17 protein-coding genes and 1 pseudogene are annotated in these 21940 nt (G+C 65.7%); 10 read left to right on the top strand and 8 right to left on the bottom strand.

All coding sequences use genetic code 11. From position 1 onward, the window contains the following. Positions 1-9: 9 nt before the first annotated feature. Positions 10-1011, top strand: a complete 1002-nt coding sequence (locus tag ATF69_RS02295; RefSeq protein ID WP_146869784.1) for a Bug family tripartite tricarboxylate transporter substrate binding protein — start codon at positions 10-12, stop codon at positions 1009-1011. A gap of 26 nt (positions 1012-1037) precedes the next feature. After that, positions 1038-1676 (top strand): annotated as a pseudogene (gene maiA / locus ATF69_RS02290) (maleylacetoacetate isomerase). 178 nt (positions 1677-1854) lie between these two features. Here maiA and ATF69_RS02285 read toward each other — a convergent pair. Beyond that, complete coding sequence (locus ATF69_RS02285) at positions 1855-2841, bottom strand: 2Fe-2S iron-sulfur cluster-binding protein (RefSeq protein ID WP_146869783.1); 987 nt, start codon at positions 2839-2841, stop codon at positions 1855-1857. Positions 2842-2950: 109 nt separating this feature from the next. Between ATF69_RS02285 and ATF69_RS02280 the strand changes: the two genes are divergently transcribed. Further along, entirely contained in the window at positions 2951-3880 is a 930-nt protein-coding gene (locus ATF69_RS02280) for a LysR family transcriptional regulator (protein ID WP_056061881.1), read from the top strand. A 185-nt stretch (positions 3881-4065) separates the two neighbouring features. Here the strand turns inward: ATF69_RS02280 and ppsR are convergent, their stop codons facing one another. Beyond that, on the bottom strand, positions 4066-4887 hold the full coding sequence (gene ppsR, locus ATF69_RS02275) for a posphoenolpyruvate synthetase regulatory kinase/phosphorylase PpsR (protein WP_056061884.1): 822 nt from the start codon (positions 4885-4887) through the stop codon (positions 4066-4068). 263 nt (positions 4888-5150) lie between these two features. Between ppsR and ppsA the strand changes: the two genes are divergently transcribed. From ppsA to ATF69_RS02255, 4 genes are all read left to right on the top strand, one after another. Beyond that, positions 5151-7541, top strand: a complete 2391-nt coding sequence (ppsA, locus tag ATF69_RS02270) for a phosphoenolpyruvate synthase (RefSeq protein ID WP_056061886.1) — start codon at positions 5151-5153, stop codon at positions 7539-7541. Between the two features lie 67 nt (positions 7542-7608). Continuing rightward, positions 7609-7953, top strand: a complete 345-nt coding sequence (locus ATF69_RS02265) for a DUF4212 domain-containing protein (RefSeq protein ID WP_056061890.1) — start codon at positions 7609-7611, stop codon at positions 7951-7953. Continuing rightward, positions 7946-10042: a VC_2705 family sodium/solute symporter gene (locus tag ATF69_RS02260; RefSeq protein ID WP_146869782.1), complete on the top strand. Its 2097-nt coding sequence runs from the start codon at positions 7946-7948 to the stop codon at positions 10040-10042. Before ATF69_RS02265 ends, ATF69_RS02260 begins: the two co-directional genes overlap by 8 nt. A 124-nt stretch (positions 10043-10166) precedes the next feature. Beyond that, a complete protein-coding gene (locus tag ATF69_RS02255) occupies positions 10167-10691 on the top strand; it encodes a hypothetical protein (protein WP_099729819.1) in 525 nt (174 codons plus the stop codon). 143 nt (positions 10692-10834) lie between these two features. Here ATF69_RS02255 and ATF69_RS02250 read toward each other — a convergent pair whose 3' ends face one another. The 3 genes from ATF69_RS02250 to ATF69_RS02240 form a co-directional block, all read right to left on the bottom strand. Next, positions 10835-11194 carry an FKBP-type peptidyl-prolyl cis-trans isomerase gene (locus ATF69_RS02250; protein ID WP_056061897.1) on the bottom strand — a complete coding sequence of 120 codons (360 nt, stop codon included), beginning with the start codon at positions 11192-11194 and terminating at the stop codon, positions 10835-10837. A gap of 155 nt (positions 11195-11349) precedes the next feature. Next, positions 11350-11658: a winged helix-turn-helix transcriptional regulator gene (locus ATF69_RS02245; protein WP_015013381.1), complete on the bottom strand. Its 309-nt coding sequence runs from the start codon at positions 11656-11658 to the stop codon at positions 11350-11352. 205 nt (positions 11659-11863) lie between these two features. After that, on the bottom strand, positions 11864-12766 hold the full coding sequence (locus ATF69_RS02240) for a LysR family transcriptional regulator (protein WP_099729820.1): 903 nt from the start codon (positions 12764-12766) through the stop codon (positions 11864-11866). Between the two features lie 118 nt (positions 12767-12884). Here ATF69_RS02240 and ATF69_RS02235 point away from each other — a divergent pair, with 118 nt between their 5' ends. The 3 genes from ATF69_RS02235 to ATF69_RS02225 all read left to right on the top strand — a co-directional run bounded on the left by ATF69_RS02235 (position 12885) and on the right by ATF69_RS02225 (position 16216). Continuing rightward, positions 12885-13862: a hydroxymethylglutaryl-CoA lyase gene (locus ATF69_RS02235; RefSeq protein ID WP_208758686.1), complete on the top strand. Its 978-nt coding sequence runs from the start codon at positions 12885-12887 to the stop codon at positions 13860-13862. 23 nt (positions 13863-13885) lie between these two features. After that, a complete protein-coding gene (locus ATF69_RS02230; protein WP_056743319.1) occupies positions 13886-15100 on the top strand; it encodes a CaiB/BaiF CoA transferase family protein in 1215 nt (404 codons plus the stop codon). Between the two features lie 105 nt (positions 15101-15205). Continuing rightward, complete coding sequence (locus tag ATF69_RS02225) at positions 15206-16216, top strand: tripartite tricarboxylate transporter substrate binding protein (protein WP_146869794.1); 1011 nt, start codon at positions 15206-15208, stop codon at positions 16214-16216. Between the two features lie 202 nt (positions 16217-16418). Here ATF69_RS02225 and ATF69_RS02220 read toward each other — a convergent pair whose 3' ends face one another. The 3 genes from ATF69_RS02220 to rpoD all read right to left on the bottom strand — a co-directional run bounded on the left by ATF69_RS02220 (position 16419) and on the right by rpoD (position 21822). Further along, on the bottom strand, positions 16419-18002 hold the full coding sequence (locus ATF69_RS02220; RefSeq protein ID WP_146869781.1) for a methyl-accepting chemotaxis protein: 1584 nt from the start codon (positions 18000-18002) through the stop codon (positions 16419-16421). A 77-nt stretch (positions 18003-18079) separates the two neighbouring features. Continuing rightward, the gene (locus ATF69_RS02215; protein ID WP_146869780.1) at positions 18080-19108 is read right to left on the bottom strand and encodes a Bug family tripartite tricarboxylate transporter substrate binding protein; all 1029 of its coding nucleotides are present in this window, start codon (positions 19106-19108) and stop codon (positions 18080-18082) included. 335 nt (positions 19109-19443) lie between these two features. Beyond that, positions 19444-21822, bottom strand: a complete 2379-nt coding sequence (rpoD, locus tag ATF69_RS02210; protein ID WP_146869779.1) for an RNA polymerase sigma factor RpoD — start codon at positions 21820-21822, stop codon at positions 19444-19446. Positions 21823-21940: the final 118 nt, after the last annotated feature.

The following is a 21940-nucleotide window of genomic DNA, read 5'->3' as shown; positions in this document are numbered from 1 at the left end:
CACCCCCCCATGCTGACCGCCATTCGTTCACAGATTTTGAGACCTGCCCTGGCGCTCTGCGCGCTGGCCCTTGTTGCCGCCGCGAGCGTGCCCGACGCCGTGGCGCAGACCTTCCCCGCCAAACCCGTTCGCTCCGTCGCGCCGTATTCGCCCGGCAGCGGCCCCGATGCGGTGATGCGCATCCTCAGCGAGCGCCTGTCGCGCAACTGGGGGCAGCAACTTGTCATCGACAACAAACCAGGGGCCAACGGTTTCATCGCCATCGGCGATGCCAAGCGCGCAACGCCAGACGGCTACACGCTGCTGCAGGTAGACAACACGCACATGGCCCTGCAGCCGCATGTGTTCAAGCAACTGCCCTATGACCCGATCAAAGATTTCGAGCCCGTCGCTCCGGTGTATTTCACGAACTTCTTTGTGGTGGTGGCGGCCAACTCGCCCTGGAAGGATGTGGGCGATTTGATCAAGGCGGCCAAGGCGGCGCCGGGCGACATCACCTACGGTTCCTGGGGCATCGGCAGCGTGGCCCATGTGGGCGCGGCAAGTCTGGAGGCAGCAACGGGCACAAAGATGATGCATGTGCCGTACAAGGACATGGGCAGCGTCTACACCTCTGTGGCCACAGGCGACATCAAGTGGGCGTTTGGCACGGCGGCGACGGCCGGGCCGATGTTCCAGGCCAAGAAGGTGAAATTTCTGGCGCTGGCCGCACCCCAGCGTCTGGCGGGCTTCACCGACATTCCGACCATGGGCGAAGCGGGCGGCCCGGCCGGGTTTGAAGTGAAGACCTGGGTGGGCCTGTTCGCGCCTGCTGGCACGCCGAAGGCCGCCATCGAGAAGATCAATGCCGACGTGGGCAAGGTGCTGGCCACTTCAGAGGTCAAGGAGCGCCTGGCGACCTTCGGGTTTGAGCCCTACATTGGCCCGCCCGCCGAACTCACCAAGGCCATCGAACGCGATTCGCACACGTTTGGTGAAGTCGTCAAGCGCGCCAAGACTGCCCTGGACTGACACAGGGACTGACACAGAGACTGACCATGAAGCTCTATTCCTTCTTCCGCAGCGGAACATCCCACCGCTTGCGCATTGCGCTCAATCTCAAGGGGCTGGCCTACGAGCAGATTGCGGTCGACTTGCGGCGTGAGGAGCATCTGGGAGATGCCTTCAAGGCCATCAACCCGCAGCAGTTCGTGCCCGTGCTGGAGGCCGATGAGCGCCTGATGATCCAGTCGCCCGCCATCATCGAGTGGCTTTAAGAGCGCTATCCCACCCCACCGCTGCTGCCCGGCGATGCAGGCGATCGCGCCCAGGTGCGCGCTCTGGCTGCCATCGTGGGCTGCGACATCCACCCCATCAACAACCGCCGCATTCTGGAGGCGCTGCGCCACCGCTTTGGTGCCGACGAGGCGGCGGTGAACGACTGGTGCGGCACCTGGATCAGCGCGGGCTTTGATGCCATCGAGGCGCTGTTGTCGAAGGACCCGCAGCGCGGTGATTTCTGCTTTGGCAGCACCCCCACGCTGGCCGATGTGTACCTGGTTCCGCAGGTGGAGAGCGCGCGCCGCTTCAAGGTGGACTTGTCACGCTGGCCGCTAGTCCAGGCAGTGGACGCTGCCTGCGGGCAACTGGAAGCGTTCCGCAAGGCGGCGCCCAGCGCGCAGCCGGATGCGCGTTGAGCCTGTCGAAGCCCCTCGCGGCGCTTCGACCGCGCTGAGTGAGCGGTTCAAGTGGATTCTGACGACTCCAAGAACCTCATTCCGTTTCCAAATCATTCGTGTCTAGGCGCGAAGCCGCAGACAGTGCTGTTGCACGGCAAGGCGAAGCAACAACGACACGGATGATTTGGAGACGGAATCAGTCGCCCTGCATGTAAAAAGCCTCGGCGTGGAGGTGGGCCGCCTCCAGGCCTTTGCCCAGCGCCAGCAGTGTGGTGGTCTCCACCATCGGCGGCGATCCGCACAGATACGCCTGCCAGCCTTGCAGGCTGGCGTGGTCCTGCTCGATGGCCTGGGTCACCAGCCCGCGCCGCTGTGTGGCAGAGTCGGCGCCCGAGGCCACCACCACATGCACCTGCAGGGCCGGGTGCACGCTGCGCAGATGCTCCAGCCATGCCAGGCCATACAGCTCGCGCGGCGAGCGCAGGCCGAAGTACAGGTGAATGGGGTTGCGCATGCCCGCAGCCACCGCGCCGCGCACCACCGACAGCACTGACGCCAGCCCGGTGCCCCCGGCCACGCACAGCATGGGCCCCGTGTGCTGCTGGCGCAAATACGCTGCGCCCAGCGGCCCACTGACCTTGACCTTGTCCCCCACCTTGAGCTGCCCGGCGATGTAGCCGCTGACCCGGCCCTGGGGCATGAGTTGCACATGAAACTCCAGCAGCGGTTCGCCCGGCAGGTTTGCCATGGAGTAGGGGCGCACATGCGTCGGCGTGAACCCCAGCTGCACGTACTGGCCTGGTGAAAACGCAATCGGTTTTGCCACCTTGAGCTGCAGGCGCCGGATGTCTGCCGCCAGTGGCTCGATGGCCACCACGGTGGCCTTGGCCACGCGCGCACGGTGCACCACGGCTTCGCCGGGGGCGGGTACTTCGATGGTGCAGGGCTCGGTCACATAGGTCTGGCAGGCCAGCACGGCACCGTCCACGCCGTCCAGCGGGTGCTGCTGCTCGCGCCCGCCATCGAGCACCTCACCCGACAGCACCCGGCAACGGCAAATGCCGCAGCGGCCAGAAAGGCACGAATACGACATCGGAACCTGCGCCGCGCGCAGGGCGTCGAGCAGGTTCACGCCGGGCTCGGCGCGGATCACGCGGTTAAGCGGCTGAACGAGGATGTCCATGGCGGGCTGCGTTCGATTTCATCCAGCCCATTGTGCCCACGAAAGCGCCAGCGAATCACTGGCTGCAATACCATCGCCACTTCATATCACCCAAGCTGATGGAGTGGCGATGGAGCTATCGGATATCGACCTGAACCTGCTGGTGCTGTTTCAGCAACTCATGGTCGAACGGCGCGTGTCCAAGGTGGCCGACAACCTGGGGCTGACGCAGCCTGCGGTCAGCAACGCGCTGGCCAAGCTGCGGCGCATTTTTGGCGACGAGCTTTTCCTGCGCACCTCGGGCGGCATGGTGCCCACGCCTTTTGCCGAACAACTGGGCGAGTCCGTGGGGTATGCGCTGGGCATGATCCACAGCGGGCTGAACCAGCGCACACAGTTCACGCCCGCAACGCTCAAGCGCACCATCACCATCGGCATGACGGACATTGGCGAGATCGTCTTCCTGCCCGCGCTGCTGGAGCGCCTGGGGCGGGAGGCGCCGGGCGTCACGCTGAACACCGTGCGCAACAACGCCGCCCATCTGCGCGAAGACATGGAGGCTGGCAAGGTGGACCTGGCCATCGGCCTGCTGCCGCAGCTGAAAGCCGGGTTCTTCCAGCGGCGCTTGTTCCGCCAGCGTTATGTTTGCCTGTTCCGCAAGGGCCATGCGCTGGACCGGCCCAAGCTGCTGCTGTCGGACTACAAGGCGGCGGAGCACCTGGTGATCGTGTCGGCGGGCACGGGGCACGGCAAGGTGGATGAATTGATCCAGAAGGCCGGCATCGACCGCCTGGTGCGGCTGAGCGTGCCGCACTTTGTGAGCGTGGGCCACATCCTCCAAAGCACGGCGCTGGTGGCGACGGTGCCCGAGCGGCTGGCGCTCAAGCTGGTCGAGCCCTTTGGCCTGGTGCTGCGCACGCACCCCGTCAAACTGCCTGACGCTCCCATCAGCGTGTTTTGGCACGCCAAGGTGCACCGCGAACCCGTCAATCAGTGGCTGCGCGGGATGGTGTTTGAGCTGTTTGGGGGCGACGGTACCGTTGGCGGTGGGTTACCGTGATCTGTGGGGCGAGCCAGCGGCGCACGCCAGGTTGCGCCGTTGGCTCCCTTAGAAATTGCTATGTTATCTGTAGCTTGCTTTTCTTGTAAGTGAAGCGGTAGGCCGGGTTTTTATTCAACATTCTGATCGCCCCTCCGAGGGGTTGGTGGTTGTCGGTTGGTGGCAGCGTTGTCACCCTACGCTGTTCAATACACCAGCCGCTCCGGCCGCACCTCCTGCAGGATGGTCGTCGCAATCTCTTCAATCGATTTGGTGGTGGTGGACAGCCACCGGATGCCCGCGCGGCGCATCATGGCTTCGGCCTCGGCCACTTCGGCGCGGCAGTTTTCGATGCTGGCGTATTTGGAGTTGGGGCGACGCTCGGCGCGGATCTCGGCCAGGCGGTCGGGGCTGATGGTCAGGCCAAAGATCTTGCTGCGAAACGGCACCAGGGCCGGGGGCAGCTGGCGGCGCTCGAAATCCTCGGGGATCAGGGGGTAGTTGGCGGCTTTCAGGCCACATTGCATGGCCAGGTACAGGCTGGTAGGGGTTTTGCCGCTGCGGCTCACGCCGACCAGGATCACGTCGGCCCCCGCCAGGTCGCGGTTGCTCTGGCCGTCGTCATGGGCCAGGCTGAAGTTGATGGCTTCAATGCGGTCCGTGTACTCCTTGCTGCGGCTCACGTCGCTGAAGCGCCCCACGCGGTGGTGCGACTTGATGCCCAGCTCTTCCTCCAGCGGGTGCACAAAGGTGCCGAACATGTCCAGCAGCATGCCCTTGCAGCCCTCCTGGATGACCTTGAGAACATCCATGTTGACCAGCGTGGTGAAAACGATGGGCTTTTTGCCCTCGACCTCTGCGGTGTGGTTGATCTGCCGCACCGCCTGGTGCGCCTTGTCCACGGTGTCGATGAAGGGCAGGCGCACATGGCGCGGCTTCATCTCGAACTGGGCCAGGATGGCGTTGCCGAAGGTTTCGGCGGTGATGCCGGTGCCGTCAGAGACAAAAAATACGGTGCGCGAGTGCATGGAGCCCCTTTTTTGGATGCGGCTTGCGCCAGCCGGGTGGACACCACAAAGAAGTGGCAATTCCCCGTTTTGCGTCAGTCGCGTGAAAGCGTCAGCCCGTTGCCAGATGCGCGGGCCTACAATTGTCACAATTATCCAATTCTCACCATGCACCGCGTCGGCCCACAACCACAACGACAAAGCCTCAGGCCGTGCATGGCCGCCTGCCAGGAGCCATCCAGGGCCCGGCACGCAGACCCAGTTTCAACTTCTGGAGCTTTCCCATGTCTGCACTTTTCAGCCCGACCGCCCTGGTCGTACCGTTTGAAAACCTGAGAATGACCGATGTCGAGGCAGTTGGCGGTAAAAACGCCAGCCTCGGCGAGATGATCTCCCAGCTGCCGCAGGGTGTGCGTGTGCCCACGGGCTTTGCCACCACCGCCCACGCGTTCCGCGAGTTCCTGGCCTACGACGGCCTGGCCGACCGCATCAGCGCCAAGCTCAAAAGCCTGGATACCGAGGACGTGCGCGCCCTCGCACAGGTCGGTGCCGAGATTCGCGCCATGGTTGAGGCCCAGCCCTTCCCGGCCGACCTGCAAAAGGCCATCGCCGACGAATTTGCCAAGCTGAGTGCTGGCAACCCCGCCGCCTCATTTGCCGTGCGCTCGTCCGCCACGGCCGAGGACTTGCCCGACGCATCGTTTGCCGGCCAGCAGGAAACCTTCCTGAACGTGGTGGGCATCGACGAAGTCATGCACAAGATGAAGGAAGTGTTTGCGTCGCTGTACAACGACCGCGCCATTTCCTACCGTGTGCACAAGGGCTTCGAGCACGATGTGGTGGCCCTGTCGGCCGGTGTGCAGCGCATGGTGCGCTCCGACCTGGGCGCCGCCGGCGTGATGTTCACCATCGACACCGAATCCGGCTTTGAGGACGTTGTCTTCATCACCAGCAGCTACGGCCTGGGCGAGACGGTGGTGCAGGGCGCCGTGAACCCCGACGAGTTCTACGTGCACAAGCCCATGCTCCAGGCAGGCAAGAAGGCGCTGATCCGCCGCAACCTGGGCAGCAAGCTGATCCAGATGGTGTTCTCCACGCCTGAGGAAAAGGCCGCCAGCGGCAAGCTGGTCAAGACCATTGATGTGCCCACCGAGCAGCGCAACCGCTACTCGCTGACCGACGCCGACGTGGAGCAACTGGCCCGCTACGCGCTGGTGATCGAGCAGCACTACGGCCGCCCCATGGACATCGAGTGGGGCAAGGACGGCACCGACGGCCAGCTCTACATCCTGCAGGCACGGCCTGAAACCGTGAAGAGCCAGGCCAAGGGCCAGGCCGAGCTGCGCTACAAGCTCAAGGGCCAGGGCACCGTGCTGGCCGAGGGCCGCGCCATCGGCCAGAAGATTGGCACCGGCCCCGTGCGCCTGGTGCACAACATTTCCGAGATGGACAAGGTCCAGCCGGGCGATGTGCTGGTCACCGACATGACGGACCCCAACTGGGAGCCCGTGATGAAGCGTGCCAGCGCCATCGTCACCAACCGGGGTGGCCGCACGTGCCATGCCGCCATCATTGCGCGCGAGCTGGGCATTCCCGCCGTCGTGGGCTGTGGCGACGCCACCGAGCGTCTGAAGGATGGCACGCTGGTCACGGTGAGCTGCTCCGAGGGCGACACGGGCAAGATCTATGACGGCCTGCTCGAAACCGAAGTCACCGAAGTGCAGCGCGGCGCCATGCCCCCCATCAAGACCAAGATCATGATGAACGTGGGCAACCCGCAGTTGGCCTTCGACTTTGCCCAATTGCCCAATGAGGGTGTGGGCCTGGCGCGCCTGGAGTTCATCATCAACAACAACATTGGTGTGCACCCCAAGGCGATCCTGGACTACCCCCAGATCGATGCCGACCTGAAGAAGGCCGTGGAATCCGTGGCCCGTGGCCATGCATCGCCCCGTGCGTTCTACGTGGACAAGGTCGCCGAGGGCGTGGCCACCATCGCCGCCGCCTTCTGGCCCAAGCCCGTCATCGTGCGCCTGTCGGACTTCAAGTCCAACGAATACCGCAAGCTGATCGGCGGCAGCCGCTACGAGCCCGAGGAAGAAAACCCCATGCTGGGCTTCCGTGGCGCAGCCCGCTACATCAGCGAAGACTTCGGCGAAGCCTTTGCGATGGAGTGCGAGGCGCTCAAGCGCGTGCGCAACGACATGGGCCTGACCAACGTGCAGGTGATGGTGCCCTTTGTGCGCACGCTGGGCCAGGCCGAGCGCGTGACAAAACTGCTCGCATCGCACGGCCTGCAGCGTGGCAAGGACGACCTCAAGGTCATCATGATGTGCGAGGTGCCGAGCAATGCCATCTTGGCAGAGCGCTTCCTGGAGTTCTTCGACGGCTTCTCCATCGGCTCCAACGACCTGACCCAGCTCACGCTGGGCCTGGACCGCGACTCGGGTCTGGAGCTGCTGGCGCAGGACTTTGACGAACGCGACCCGGCTGTCGAGGCACTGATCCACCAGGCCATCAAGGCCTGCCTGGCCCAGGGCAAGTACATCGGCATCTGCGGTCAGGGCCCCAGCGACCACCCTGACTTTGCGCAGTGGCTGGCCAAGGAGGGCATCTCGTCGATTTCGCTCAACCCCGACAGCGTGATTGCCACCTGGCAGCAACTGGCAGGCTGACGCACCGACCGGGCTGCCATGTGCCAACTGCACCACCCGCCATCGCGTCCGTGATGCCGCGCCAGTGATGCCGTTGCAGCAGCCCGCTACCCGCCCCGCCGACGCCGAGATGGCGGGGCCGTTTCCCCCCGACTTGCACGACGTGCGCCACCTGTGGCTCAAAGCAGGTTTGCTCCTGCTGTGGGCCCTGGTGTCTTTTGGGGCCACCTACTTCGCCCGCGACCTGCAGGTACTGGTGGTGGGGGGCTGGCCTCTGGGCTACTGGATTGCGGCGCAGGGCGCTGTGCTGGTGTTCATCGCCATCGTGGTCGCCTACGGCTGGGCCATGAACCACTTTGAGCGGCAGGACCAGCAGCAACGCGAGGCGCTGGAGCTTTCCGCCCCTCCCGCAGAAGACCGCGCCCATGGCTGAGCGCAAGCCAGGCAGCGCCGAGGCGGACCGCGCCTATCTGTGGCGGCTGCACCGTATTCTGGCGCTGTACGTGGCGGGGGTGCTGGGCTTTCTGGCACTGATGACCTGGGCTGAACACCAGGGGCTGTCGCGCCACTGGATCGGCCCGATTTTTCTGTTCCTCACCGTCATGGTGTATGCCGGCATCGGCGTGTACGGCCGCACCACAGACCCCGAGGACTACTACGTGGCGGGGCGGCGCATTCCGCCCATGTACAACGGCATGGCCACGGCGGCCGACTGGATGAGTGCGGCGTCCTTCATCAGCCTGTCGGGCGCGCTTTACCTGCAGGGTTTTTCGGGCACGCCCGGGCAGGCCGGTGGCCTGGCTTATCTGCTGGGGTGGACAGGTGGCTTCTGCCTAGTCGCCATGCTGATTGCGCCGCACCTGCGGGCCATGGGCCTGTACACCGTGCCCGATTTCTTCCACGTGCGTTTTGGTGGCCGCTGGCCGCGTGTGATTGCTGCGCTGGCGGCGGTGCTCTGCTCGTTCACCTATGTGGTGGCGCAGATCTACGGCGTAGGGCTGATCGCTTCGCGCCTCACGGGCGTGCAGTTCGAGATCGGGATCATGCTCGGCCTGGGGGGGGTGCTGCTGTGCTCGTTTCTGGGCGGTATGCGCGCCATCACCTGGACACAGGTGGCGCAGTATGTCGTGCTGCTGCTGGCGTTCATGATCCCGGTGTCGTGGCTGGCGTACAAGCAGCTGGGCAACCCGCTGGCGCCGCTGGTGTATGGCGCGCAGATCAGCAAGATTGCCGACCTGGAGGCACAGCTGCTCGACTCCCCGGCCGAACACCAGGTGGTGCAGGCTTACCTGCAGCGCGCCAAGGACTTCGAAGCGCGCCTGCAGGATGTGGAGGCGGCCCTGGAGCGTGAACGCGAAAAGGGCCGTGAGCGCATCCGGGCCCTGCGTGCGCAGAACGCTGATGTGGGCCTGATCGTCTCCGCCAGCCGCGAGCTGGCGGCGCTGCCCCGCGATGCTGCAGCTGCCCGCGAGCGCTGGACCCGCGAAATGCGCGAGAACTACGAGCGCGCGCGTCCTTTGGGCGGGCTGCCGCCCCACAGCCAGGCCTATGCCGGCGACCCCCACGGCACCCCCGAGGAGCAACGCGACTACGAGCTCACGCGCCGTAATTTTCTGGCGCTGATGTTCTGCCTGATGGTGGGCACCGCCGGGCTGCCCCACCTGCTGACCCGCTACTACACATCGCCCACGGTGTCTGCGGCCCGTGCGTCGGTGGGCTGGTCGCTGTTTTTCATTGCGCTGCTGTACCTCAGTGCGCCCGCGCTGGCGGTGCTGGTGAAGTTCGAGGTCATGCAGAACCTGGTGGGCAGCAGTTTTGAGGCCCTGCCCACCTGGATGGCGCAGTGGTCGCGGGTGGACAGCTCGCTGCTGTCGGTGGAAGACGTGAATGGCGATGGCCTGATCCAGTTTGGCGAGATCCGGCTAGGGGCCGACCTCATCATGTTGGCCACGCCCGAACTGGGTGGGCTGCCGTACGTGGTGTCCGGCCTGGTGGCGGCAGGGGGCCTGGCAGCGGCGCTGTCCACGGCCGACGGCTTGCTGCTCACAATCAGCAATGCGCTCGTGCGCGACCTGTATTTCCAGGACACGCGCCGCCAGGCGTCGCCCGAGCAGCGGGTGATCCTGACCAAGTTCACGCTGCTCGCCGTCGCCTTGTCGGCTGCGTTTGTGGCGGCGCTCAAGCCATCCGAAATCCTGCCCATGGTGTCGGCGTCTTTCTCGCTGGCGGCGTCGGCGTTTGTGCCGGTGATGGTGCTGGGAATCTTCTGGCGGGGCACCACGCGGCAAGGCGCGGTGGCGGGCATGCTGGGCGGGCTGGCCATCACGGTGTACTACATGCTGTCGCATGTGCCCGCCATGCAGGCGCTGCCGCGCTGGCTGCTGGCCGATGGGTTGTGGTTCGGCATCCAGCCCATTTCGGCCGGGGTGTTTGGTGTGCCCTGTGGCCTGCTCGTTACCTTGGTGGTCAGCTGGATCACCCGGCCTGCACCGCCGCTGCCACGCATTCGCTCGGAGATGTGAGGGATTGGCGCCGCGCGGGGGTTATGTGTAAACCCCGATTTGCAGAGGTGCCAAAACATGGGATTCTGGTTTGCAGGTGATAGCCTTGCGGCGTTCCGCACCATTGCTCACTACTAGGAGACTCATGGTTCTCGTCAAAACCCCCGCAGGCCAGGAAGCACTCAAGGACCGTCACGGCAGCCTGAGCTCGCGCCAGCGTTCGGCCTTCATTCTTTTTGACGGCAAGCGCACCACGGGGGAGATTTTGGCGGCCACGGCGGCCATGGGCATCACGCAGGACGATGTGCAGGCCATGATCGCCCAGGGGCTGTTGGCGCCGGTCGGGGGGCAGATGGCTGCTGCAGTCGTGGGCTCCGTTGCTGCCAGTGCATCCCTTGCCTCCGCCACGCTGGCAGAGGCTCCCGCCACCGATCTGGGCACGGTGGCGTCGCCCGTCGAAGGCTCGGGGCGTTCGCCCATGGAGCGCTACCAGGCGGCATATCCCATCGCCACGGAGCTGACGGCGGCGCTGGGCTTGCGCGGGTTTCGCTTGAACCTCGCGGTGGAGGGCGCAGGCAGTTTTGAAGACCTGGCGGCACTGGCCCCCAAAATCCGGGAAGCGGTGGGTGATGCCAAGTTCGAGCGGCTGGACAAGGCGCTGTTTGATTGAGGCCCCGGGGTTCCGGACTGGTCTTGACGGATAGGAGCCTGATGGCTCCACCGCCACAGCCCGTTTGCAAGATGCGCGGGCATGAAAAAAGCGGCCCGAGGGCCGCTTTTGTTTTGCCGATGTAGACAGGAAGGGGGCTGAGATCAGCGGCCCACCTTCAGCAGTTCCACGTCGAACTTGAGCGTGGCGTTCGGGGGGATCACGCCGCCCGCACCACGCGCACCGTAGCCCAGGGCGGCGGGGATGATCAGGGTGCGCTGGCCGCCGATCTTCATGCCCTGTACGCCTTCGTCCCAGCCCTTGATGACCATGCCGGCGCCCAGTGCAAATTCAAAAGGGTCGTTGCGGTCGCGGCTGGAGTCGAACTTGGCACCTTGCTCACCGTTGTTGTACAGCCAGCCGGTGTAGTGCACCGACACGTTCTGGCCCTTGGTGGCTTCGGCGCCTTCGCCCACGGTGGTGTCTTCGTATTGCAGGCCGGATGCAGTGGTGGTCAGTGCCATGGAAGTTCCTTGTTTGCTATTAAAAATATAGCTTTAGACGCATGTTTTGATTGCGCTTGAAGCTATTTTGATCCCTATTTTAACGAAAGCCCCGCGCGGAGGTCCGGCGGGGCTTTTCCCTGCGGGGCAGGGCGAGCAGGGGGAGGGGAGAGGGCTCAGGCCTTCTTGGCGCGGCCTGCGACCCAGCGGGTGGCAAAGGCCTGCACGTCCGACAGGCGCTTGAGCAGGTCAGCGCCCGAGGGGGTGACGGTGTAGCCGTCGCTGCCATGGTCCACAAAACCGGCTTCGCGCAGCTCTTTGATGCGGGTGTTGAGCGTGTTGGGGGTGATGCCACCCACGCTGTCCTGCAGCAGGCGGAACGTCTGGGGGTGGCCGTCCTTCAGGGCCCACAGCACGCGCAGCGCATAGCGGCATTCAAGTTTCTCGAAAAGCTGGTTGATGGAAGCATTTTCTTTGGAGCTCATGGACGCTTCTCCTCGCGCAAGTGTTGGATCTGGATTCAGTGCGGGTGGCCGTCAACCGGGCCCGCTGATGCGCTGAGACTATAGCGCGGAACCCATTTTGCTACAAGTTTAGTAGCTCAGAACGCACAGCACACATGCGCTAGTGGCGAAAAATACAATGTTGCGTATCAAACTGTTGCGACAGGGCCACGGTTTTCGGCCCCTGTCAGCTGCGCCCCAGCCCCGCCAGATGCGCGACCAGCAACTGGGCCGCGGGGGGCAGCCACTGGGCGCTGCGGTAGCAGATGGCAAAGCGCCGCTGGGCCCAGGGGTCGCTCAGCGGGACGATGCGCACCGGTGCCAGCTGGGCAAAAGGCTGGGCCACTTCGCGTGGCACCACGCTGATGGCGAGGTTGGCGCGCACCACCCGCAGGGCGGCGTCAAAGTTGGACACCAGCACGCGGTGGGCCAGCATTTTCCCTTCCACTGCAGCGGCGCGCGCCAGCAGCACCTGCACTGCACTGAGCGCGGGCATGCTGACGAATTCGTGCTCCAGCACGTCGGCAAACCGCACGCTCTGCAGCTGGGCCACGGGGTGCGACTCGTGTGCCACCACAGCCAGGTGGTCGCTGCGGTAGGCGCTGGTTTCCAGGCCCGACAGGTCGGCTGCGTCCCAGCAGATGCCGATGGAGGCGCTGCCGTCGCGCACGCCTTGCACCACGTCCGGGCTCACGCGTTCCTCCAGGCTGATCTGGATGTTGCGGTGTGCCGGGTCTTGCAGAAAGGCCGCCACATCGTCGGCCAGCGACTCTGCCATGACCGAGGCCGTGACCAGCATGCGCACATGGCCCCGGGTGCCGGTGGCGTAGGCCGCCATGTCGCGCTCGATCTGCCCTACGCTGGCCAGCATGGTGCGGGCATGCTCCAGCAGGGTCTCGCCGGCAGGCGTTGGCACCACGCCCCGGCGCTTGCGCAGCAGCAGCGGTGTGCCCACCGTGTCTTCCAGCTGCGCCAGCCGCTTGCTGATGGCCGAGCCCACGATGGACTCCTGCTCTGCCACACGCGCGATGCTGCGCTGCTCGCACACGGCGGCAAAGAGGCGCAGGGTCTGCAAGTCCAGGTCGCGCATGGCAAACCTCCATGGTTGTAATGTTCCGTTTGGGAATGTTACGGCTTCCGAGATGTATTTTCTGATTCATTCGGGAATTTTTAGAATCTTGCCCAGACCCACCCGAAAGAGACCTCCCGTGCACACCTCACCGATCCCATCCGACCAGCAGCCCCCGGTGGCCCGCGCCATCGTCCGCGAAGTCGGCCTGCGCGACGGCCTGCAAAGCATCGCCACGGTGGTGTCCACCGCGCACAAGATCGAATGGATCAACGCTGCCTACGCCGCCGGCCAGCGCGAGATCGAGGTGGGCTCCTTTGTGCCCGCCCGGCTGCTGCCCCAGCTGGCCGACACGGCCGAGGTGCTGGCCCACGCCAAAACGTTGCCCGGCCTGGTGGCCTCGGTGCTGGTGCCCAACATCAAAGGCGCCGAGCGCGCGCTGGAGCAGGGTGCCGACCTGATGATCGTGCCCCTGTCTGCCAGCCACGCCCACAGCCTGGCCAACCTGCGCAAGACCCCCGACGAGGTGGTGGCCGAGGTCGCGCGTATCCGATCACTGCGCGACGCGAGCGGCAGCCGCACCCTGATCGAGGGCGGCGTGGGCACGGCCTTTGGCTGCACCCTGCAGGGCGAGGTGGCTGAGAGCGAAGTGCTGCGCCTGATGCAGGCGCTGCTGGATGCGGGCGCTGACCGCGTGAGCCTGGCCGACACCGTGGGCTATGCTGACCCGGCTGCGGTCGCCCGCCTGTTTGGCAATGCAAGTGCGCTTGTGGGCGACCGCCTGGCCTGCGCGCACTTCCACGACACGCGCGGCATGGGCCTGGCCAATGTGTATGCCGCCTGGCAGGCAGGCATCACCCGCTTTGATGCCTGCCTGGCGGGCATCGGCGGCTGCCCGCACGCGCCGGGCGCCAGCGGCAATGTCACCACCGAAGACCTGGTGTTCATGCTGGAGCGCATGGGCATCGCCACCGGCATCGATGTGACTGCGCTGCTCGCGCTGCGCCAGCGCGTGGCCGGATGGCTGGCGGGCGAGACCCTGCATGGCACCCTCTGGCAGGCCGGGCTGCCGCAGAATGCCGCACCCGCCGTGCTGCGTGAAGCAGCAACGGCCTGAACCCCTTTCTGAACGCTCTGAACATGCACGACACATCCGCCCCTCTCTCGTCCCCCCGCCTGCCGCTGGAAGGCCTGCGCGTGGTGGAGTTCACCCATATGGTCATGGGCCCCACCTGCGGCATGGTGCTGGCCGACCTGGGTGCCGAGGTCATCAAGGTCGAGCCGGTGGACGGCGACCGCACCCGCCACCTGCTGGGCGCGGGCGCGGGCTTCTTCCCCATGTTCAACCGCAACAAGAAGAGCATTGCGCTCGACCTGCGCAGCCCCGAGGGCCTGGCGGTGGCGCGCAAGCTGGCCGCATCGGCCGACGTGGTGGCGCAAAACTTCAAGCCCGGCGTGATGACGAAATATGGCCTGGACTATGCCGCGCTGAGCCAGGTCAACCCGCGCCTCATCTACGTCAACCACACCGGCTTCTTGCCCGGCCCGTACGAGCACCGCACGGCGCTGGACGAGGTGGTGCAGATGATGGGCGGCCTGGCCTACATGACCGGACGCCCTGGCGACCCGCTGCGCGCGGGCAGCAGCGTGAACGACATCATGGGCGGCATGTTCGGCGCGATTGGTGCGATGGCGGCGCTGATGCAGCGCGGCATCACCGGGCGCGGGCAGGAGGTGGACTCGGCCCTGTTCGAGAACAACGTGTTCCTGGTCGGCCAGCACATGATGCAGTACGCCGTCACCGGCAAACCGGCGGCTCCCATGCCCGACCGCATCTCGTCCTGGGCCGTGTACGACGTGTTCAGCGTGAAGGACGGCGGGCAGATCTTTTTGGCCGCCGTGAGCGATGCGCAGTGGCAGACCTTCTGCGACGCCATGGGCTATGCCGACCTGAAGGCCGACACCGGCCTGGCCACCAACAACGACCGCGTGCGCGCCCGCCCCACGCTGATGCCGGTGCTGCGCGAGCGGCTGGCACAGCACACGGCCGACGAACTGGCCGCGATCTTCGAACGCCACGGCCTGCCGTTTGCACCCATCCGCCGGCCCGAAGAACTGTTTGACGACCCGCACCTGCAAGCCACGGGGGGCCTCGCCGACATCACGCTGCCCGATGGCGAACGTGCCGGGCAGACCGCGCAGATCACGCTGATGCCGCTGCGCATGGACGGCCAGCGGCTCGATGTGCGCTGCGACCCGCCGCGCCTGGGCCAGCACACGGCCGAGCTGCTGCAGGGCCTGGGCTACACGGCCGATGAAGTGACCGCGCTGCAGGCCACCGGGGCCATTGCCTGATTTTTCCTTGACGACCGGGGCAACCCACGCGGCGCAGACCGCAGGCCCCGGATTCCAACCCCACCATCGGAGACAACCGTGCCCCAGCCCACCCCTGCTTTTGACATGCACCGCATCGCGCCCGCCCGCCATGGCGTGCTCACGCGCCGCCAGGCGCTGGCCACCGGCGCGGCCGCGCTGGGCGCCGCCGCCTGGGGCCTGCCCCGCATGGCGCATGCCCAGGGCGACGGCAAGCCGCTGCGCGTGATCCTGCCGCTGTCGGCGGGCTCAGGGGCCGACGGCGCCATCCGCGCCATCAGCACCAGCCTGGCCAAGGCGCTGGGACAGCCCATCGTCATCGAGAACCTTCCGGGCGCGGGCGGCATCACCGGCACCACGCAGATCGTGCGTGCGCCCAAGGACGGCTCGGTGATCGGCGTGGTGTCCAACAACCACGTGGTCAACCCCAGCGTGTACAAGAACATTCCGTTCGACTCGCTGGCCGACATCACCCCCATCACCATCCTGGGCGCCACGCCGTTTGTGCTGGTCGCGCACCCTGCGGTGCCCGCCAAGACGGTGCAGGAGCTGATCGCGCTGGCCAAGTCCAAACCTGGCGTGCTCAACTACGGCTCGTCGGGCAACGGCACCATCCTGCACCTGGGTGCGGCCATGTTCGTGGACCAGGCCAAGCTCGACATCAAGCACATCCCCTACCGGGGCATGGGCCCGCTGATGAACGACATCCTGGGCGGGCAGGTGCAGCTGGGGGTGGTGGCAGTGGCACCGGCGGCTGCGCACATCAAGGCAGGCGCCTTGCGGGCCCTGGGGGTGACCACGGCCACCCGCGTGGCGGCACTGCCGGGCGTGCCCACCATTGCCGAACAAGGCCTGCCGGGCTATGAGCTGGACGGGTGGATCGCCCCTGTGGCGCCTGCGGGCCTGCCCAAGGCCGAGCTGGCGCGGCTGTACAACGGCTTCAAGGCCGCCATGGAGATGCCCGAGGCCCGTGATGCGCTGATCGCGCAGGGCTACGAGATCAAGCTCACGCCGCCCGAGCCGGCCGCCGCCTTCTTCCGCAGCGAAGCAGCGCGCATGGCGCAGGTGGTGAAGAACGCGAACGTGAAGATCGACTGACGCAGCGTAGGAACTGCCTGCAGCGTGTTTTTGCGCAGCAGCAGGCAGGTTTTGAGGGTTTTCGGGCGCTTGCGCTAGTGCAATATGCCTGAGTAGCTATTGTATTGATAGCATTTGCATGGCCGCCGTGGCCCTGTGCCCGCAGGGCTGCGGTGCCACCGCGGGTGCGGTGTGATGCGCAACTGCCTTGCGGCAACCCCCGTCAGGCGCGCGGCGCGGGGAGCGCGGGGTGGGCGGGATGGGCGTGGCGCAGGCGGAACACCTCCACGGCCTCCACCAGTTGCTGCGCTTGCCCGCTCAGGCTGCCTGCGGCAGCGGCGCTTTCTTCGACCAGGGCGGCGTTCTGCTGTGTCGCCTCGTCCATGCGCACGATGGCCTGCGTCACGCGCAGCATGTCGCTGGTCTGCGCGGCGCTGGCCTGGCTGATCTCTTCCATCAGCGCGCTCACACCCTGGATGGACGACACCACCTCGGCCATGGTGGTGCCTGCATTGCGCGCCAGGTCCGAGCCGGCCTGCACGCGCTCCACGCTGGTCTGGATGAGCTGCTTGATCTCGCGCGCGGCGCTGGCGCTGCGGGTGGCGAGGTTGCGCACCTCGCTGGCCACCACAGCAAAGCCCCGGCCTTGTTCACCGGCGCGCGCGGCCTCGACGGCGGCATTGAGCGCGAGGATGTTGGTCTGGAATGCGATGCCGTCGATGACGCCAATGATGTCGGCAATGCGGCGCGAGCTGTCCTGGATGCCCTGCACTACCTCCACCATCTGCGTGACCACATCGCCACCCCGCTGCGCCACGGTAGCGCCGTTGCGCGCCAGCTCGTTCGCGCGCTGGGCGTTGGAGGCGTTCTGCTGCACGGTGGACTGCAGCTGCTGCATGGACGAGGTGGTCTCGTCCAGCGACGAGGCCTGTTCTTCGGTGCGATGGCTCAGGTCGGCGTTGCCCTGAGCGATTTCAGCGCTGGCGCTGGCCACGCCCTCGGCGTTGCTGCGCACGCCGGAGACCACGTTTTCGAGGTTGTCCTGCATGGCGCGCAGGGCCTCCAGCAGGCGCGCGGGCTCATCCTTGCCCTCGACCTCGATGCGGGTGGTCAGGTCGCCCGCCGCCACTTTGTGCGCCACCGACACCGCCACCCCCAGGGGGCGCACCACCGAGCGGGTGAGCAGCCAGCCCGCGCAGGCGCCCAGCGCCGTGACCAGTGCAAGTGCCACCAGGCTGCTGAACAGTGCGCGCCGGGCGTCCTGCGCAGCCTCCTGGGCGATGGCCGCACTGCTGGCGGCCACCTGCTGGCTCAGCTCGGTGAGCAGCTTGGCGGGGCCCTGGTCGATGTCGGCCACGTCCGCATCGCCCGCCGAGGGCACAAAGCCCAGCGACTGGAACACCTCAAAGCCCTTGCGGTAGCCCTGCGCCATCTGGGCGTGGGCCTGGGTGAACTTTTGCAGCGCCGCCTTTTCCTGCGCGTCGGTCAGCTGGGGCTCCAGCGCCTTGGCGGCATCGGCTACCCGCTTTTCACTGGCCTGGAAGGCGTTCCAGTGCAGCTCGCGCTTGCGCGAGTCCTCGCCCCGCAGCAGGGTGTTCTTCCACTCCAGCACCTGGGTCTTGAACTCGCTTTCCATGCGGCTCACGGCGCGCTCCTGTGCCACGCGCTGTTGCACCGTGGTGTCGTAGGTGCCCAGCGTTTGGTACAGAGCCGCAATGCCGAACAGCGCGGCCCCCAGCAGCAGGGCCAGCACCAGGCCCAGGGCCGTGGCCATGCGTGCGCCGATGGAGTAGTTGGACATTTTCATCAGAGGCTCCAAAGGTTCTGCAGCAGGCCGGTCGGCTGGTGCTCAGAGGCGCTTGCGGCGGGGGTGTTCAGACCTTCTCAGGCCTTCAGCTTGAGCAGGTACACCATCACGCGGGCGGTCGTGAGGTCCAGTTCCATGAACTCTGCCAAATCCTTGCCGGTGAGCCAAGAGGGTTCCCACCGGTTCTGTTTGAGCGTGCGCAGCCAGGATTCGTGGCGGGTGGCGGCCTCAACGGCGGCCAGCATCTCCGCCGTGCGTGCGGCGGACACGCCCTTGCCGGTGAACACACCGCGCCAGTTCGCCATCACGGCATCCAGCCCTTGTTCGCGGAACGACGGCAGGCCAAAGACGCTGCGGCGCGACGACACGCCCACGGCGCGCAGCTTGCCGCTGGCAATGGTATCGTTGAACTCGCTGTAGCCCGACAAACCCAGGGCTGCGTTGCCCGACAGCACGGCCTCGACCACCTCGGCACCGCCAGGGAAGGGTTTGTAGACCAGCCCCTCCGGGTTGGCCTTGGCGGCGCGGGCCAGCACGCCTGCGTAGATGTGGTCCACACCACCGGCCGAACCGCCGGCAATCGGCACGGCCTTGAGGTCGGCACGCAGCGCATCGGCGAGGTCCTTGGTGGTCTTGATGGGCGAGTTGGCCGCCACGGCCGCCACCAGATAGTCGCTGGTGAGCCGCGCCAGGGGCTGGATCTGTGTCATGTCCACTGCAGGCTTTTGCAGCGCAACTGCGCCCACCATCACCATGCCACCCATCAGCAGCGTGTTGGGGTCGTTGCTGTACTTTTCGGCGTATTTGGCCAGGCCGATGGTGCCGCCCTTGCCACCGATGTTTTCGTATTCCACCTGGTCCGCAGCGCCGGCTGCGACCATGGCTGCTCCTAGGGCTCGGCCTGTCTGGTCCCAGCCGCCACCGGCATTGGCAGGGATCACGATGCGCACGGTGCCCGCCAGCTTGGCAGGCTTGGCGGCTGCAGGGGCAGGACGGGCTGCTGTCGCAGCGCTTTGCGCCCAGGCGGAGGGGCCGAGCGCAGTCCAGGCCAGGGCGGTCGCAACGGATTGGGCAAGGGCACGGCGGCGGTCGATGGCTGCAGACATGGAAAGTCCTTTGACAAGAGGGAAGGCAGGAAGGGCGTCGGGAACCAGATCTCAGGCCGCTGCGGGAGCGCCCTGACTGGGTTGCTTGCGCGTTGCCACGCCGAAGCAACGCAGTCAGCCTGTGGCGGCATGCACAGGGAAGGGACCTGCGCACCACCTGGGCTGCGCGCAATGGTCGCCAGCCAAGCTGTCAGTCTGCTGTCGCTGGCATCAGGGTAAACGCGGGGTTTATGGCCCCGTGCAGAGCGGTGCGCCGATCAGCGCACCATGAAAAACGCCCTGCGCCGCAGGTGCGGGGCAGGGCGTTGGAGCCAGTAAAGGCTGGGTCGCGAGGCTTACAGCGAGTCGATGAAGCTGCGCAGCTTGTCAGAGCGGCTGGGGTGCTTGAGCTTGCGCAGCGCCTTGGCTTCTATTTGGCGAATGCGCTCGCGGGTCACGTCGAACTGCTTGCCCACTTCTTCCAGCGTGTGGTCGCTGGTCATCTCGATACCGAAGCGCATGCGCAGCACCTTGGCTTCGCGCGGCGTGAGGCCGTCCAGGATGTCCTTGACCACGTCGCGCAGGCCGGCCTGCATGGCGGCTTCGATAGGCGCGGTGTTGGCACCGTCCTCGATGAAATCGCCCAGGTGGCTGTCGTCGTCGTCGCCGATCGGCGTTTCCATGGAGATCGGCTCCTTGGCGATCTTCATGATCTTGCGGATCTTGTCCTCGGGGATCTCCATCTTGGCCGCCAGGATGGACGCATCGGGCTCGAAACCAAACTCTTGCAAGTGCTGGCGGCTGATGCGGTTCATCTTGTTGATCGTCTCGATCATGTGCACCGGGATACGGATGGTGCGCGCCTGGTCGGCGATCGAGCGGGTGATGGCCTGGCGAATCCACCAGGTGGCGTACGTCGAGAACTTGTAGCCCCGGCGGTATTCGAACTTGTCCACCGCCTTCATCAGGCCGATGTTGCCTTCCTGGATCAAGTCGAGGAATTGGAGGCCACGGTTGGTGTACTTCTTGGCGATCGAGATCACGAGGCGCAGGTTGGCCTCGATCATTTCCTTCTTGGCATCGCGCGAGGTGGCTTCACCTTCGTTCATGCGCTTGTTGATGCCTTTGAGCTCGGCCAACGGCACGACCACGCGCGACTGCAGGTCGATCAGCTTTTGCTGCAGGTCCTGGATGGGCGGGATGTTGCGCGCGATCACGGCCGACCAGGGCTTGCCGGCGGTGGCCTGCTTCTCGACCCATTGCAGGTTCAGCAGGTTGGGCGGGAAGTCCTTGATGAAGGTCTCCTGGGGCATGCCGCACTTGTCCACGATGATGCGGCGCAGCTCGCGTTCCTTCTTGCGCACGTCGTCCACCTGGCCGCGCACCATGTCGCACAGCTTCTCGATGGTCTTGGCGGTGAAGCGGATGGTCATCAGCTCGGCCGACAAAGCGGCTTGTGCTTTGACATAGGCGGGCGTGCCGTAGCCTTCCTTGTCGTAGACCTTGTGCACTTTTTCGAACAGCTCGCGCAGCTTGTCGAAGCGCTCCAGTGCCTGCTTCTTGAGTTCTTCCAGCTTCTTGGTCAGCGCCTTGGAGCCGCCCTTGCCGTCGTCGTCATCGGCCTCGTCGAACTCGTCGAAGTCCTCTTCGGCCACATAGTCGTCGGCCTCGTTGGGGTTGGAGAAGCCGTCCACGATGGTCGAGATGACGACCTTGCCTTCGCGGATTTCCTCGCCCATGTTGAGGATCTCGGCGATGGTGGCGGGCGATGCGCTGATCGCCTCCATCATGGCCATCAGGCCGCCTTCGATGCGCTTGGCGATTTCGATTTCGCCTTCGCGGGTCAGCAGCTCCACGGTGCCCATTTCGCGCATGTACATGCGCACGGGGTCGGTGGTACGGCCGAATTCCGAGTCCACGGTGGACAGCGCGGCTTCGGCGGCTTCTTCGGCCTCTTCCTCGGTGGCACCTGCGGGAGCGTTGTCCGTGATGATCAGCGCTTCGGCATCGGGCGTCTGCTCGTACACCGCCACGCCCAGGTCGTTCAGGGTGGTGATGACGGCTTCGAGGGTTTCGGCATCGACCAGCTTGTCGGGCAAGTGGTCGTTGATTTCAACGTGCGTGAGGTAGCCGCGGGTCTTGCCCAGCTTGATCAGGGCCTTCAGGCGCTGGCGGCGCTTTTGCATGTCCTCTTCGGACAGGACGGTTTCGTCCAGGCCAAATTCCTTCATCAAGGCGCGTTCCTTGGCCTTGCTGATCTTCATGCGCAGGGGCTTGACCTTCTCGACCGTGGCGGCTGCCTCGGGGGTCTCTTCGATCTCGCCTTCGAGATCGGCCTCGATGTCCGACAGGTCGGTATCGTCCACGCTCTCATCGCCACCGGCGGCTGCCTTGGGCTTGCGGCCACGCTTGGCGGGGGCCTTGGCTTCGGCAGCACCAGCGGCCTTGGCGGGGCGGCCAGGCTTTTTCTTGGGCACTTCTTCGTCGTCGGCGGCTGCGGCGACGGCCTTGGCGCGGGCAGGTTTCTTCTTCAGCAACTCATCGGCAGCTTTGATCAGCTCGGCGGTACTTTTCACGGGCACAGTTTTCACTTTCTTGGCGACCGGGGCGGGCGCGGCGGCAGCGGCCTTTTTGGGGGGCGCTTTGGCCGGCGCTTTTGCCGCGGTTTTGGAGACAGCCTTTGCGGCGGTGCCTGAGGCAGACTTGGGCGACTTCGCGGACTTTTGAGCGGGCATGGAGCAACCTCAGAATCAAAAACGGACACAAAGAAAACGCAAGCGCCTCAGATCCCGGCGCGGGTGGCAACGCAAAGCAACGAGGGCTTTGCGCCTGGAGGGGACACCCTCAGCGGCA

The organism is Acidovorax delafieldii (genome assembly GCF_007993815.1).
In the GTDB taxonomy this organism is placed as follows: domain Bacteria; phylum Pseudomonadota; class Gammaproteobacteria; order Burkholderiales; family Burkholderiaceae_C; genus Acidovorax; species Acidovorax delafieldii.
The sequence above is the reverse complement of the archived record's forward strand: the minus strand, read 5'-3'. Positions and strand labels throughout refer to the sequence as shown.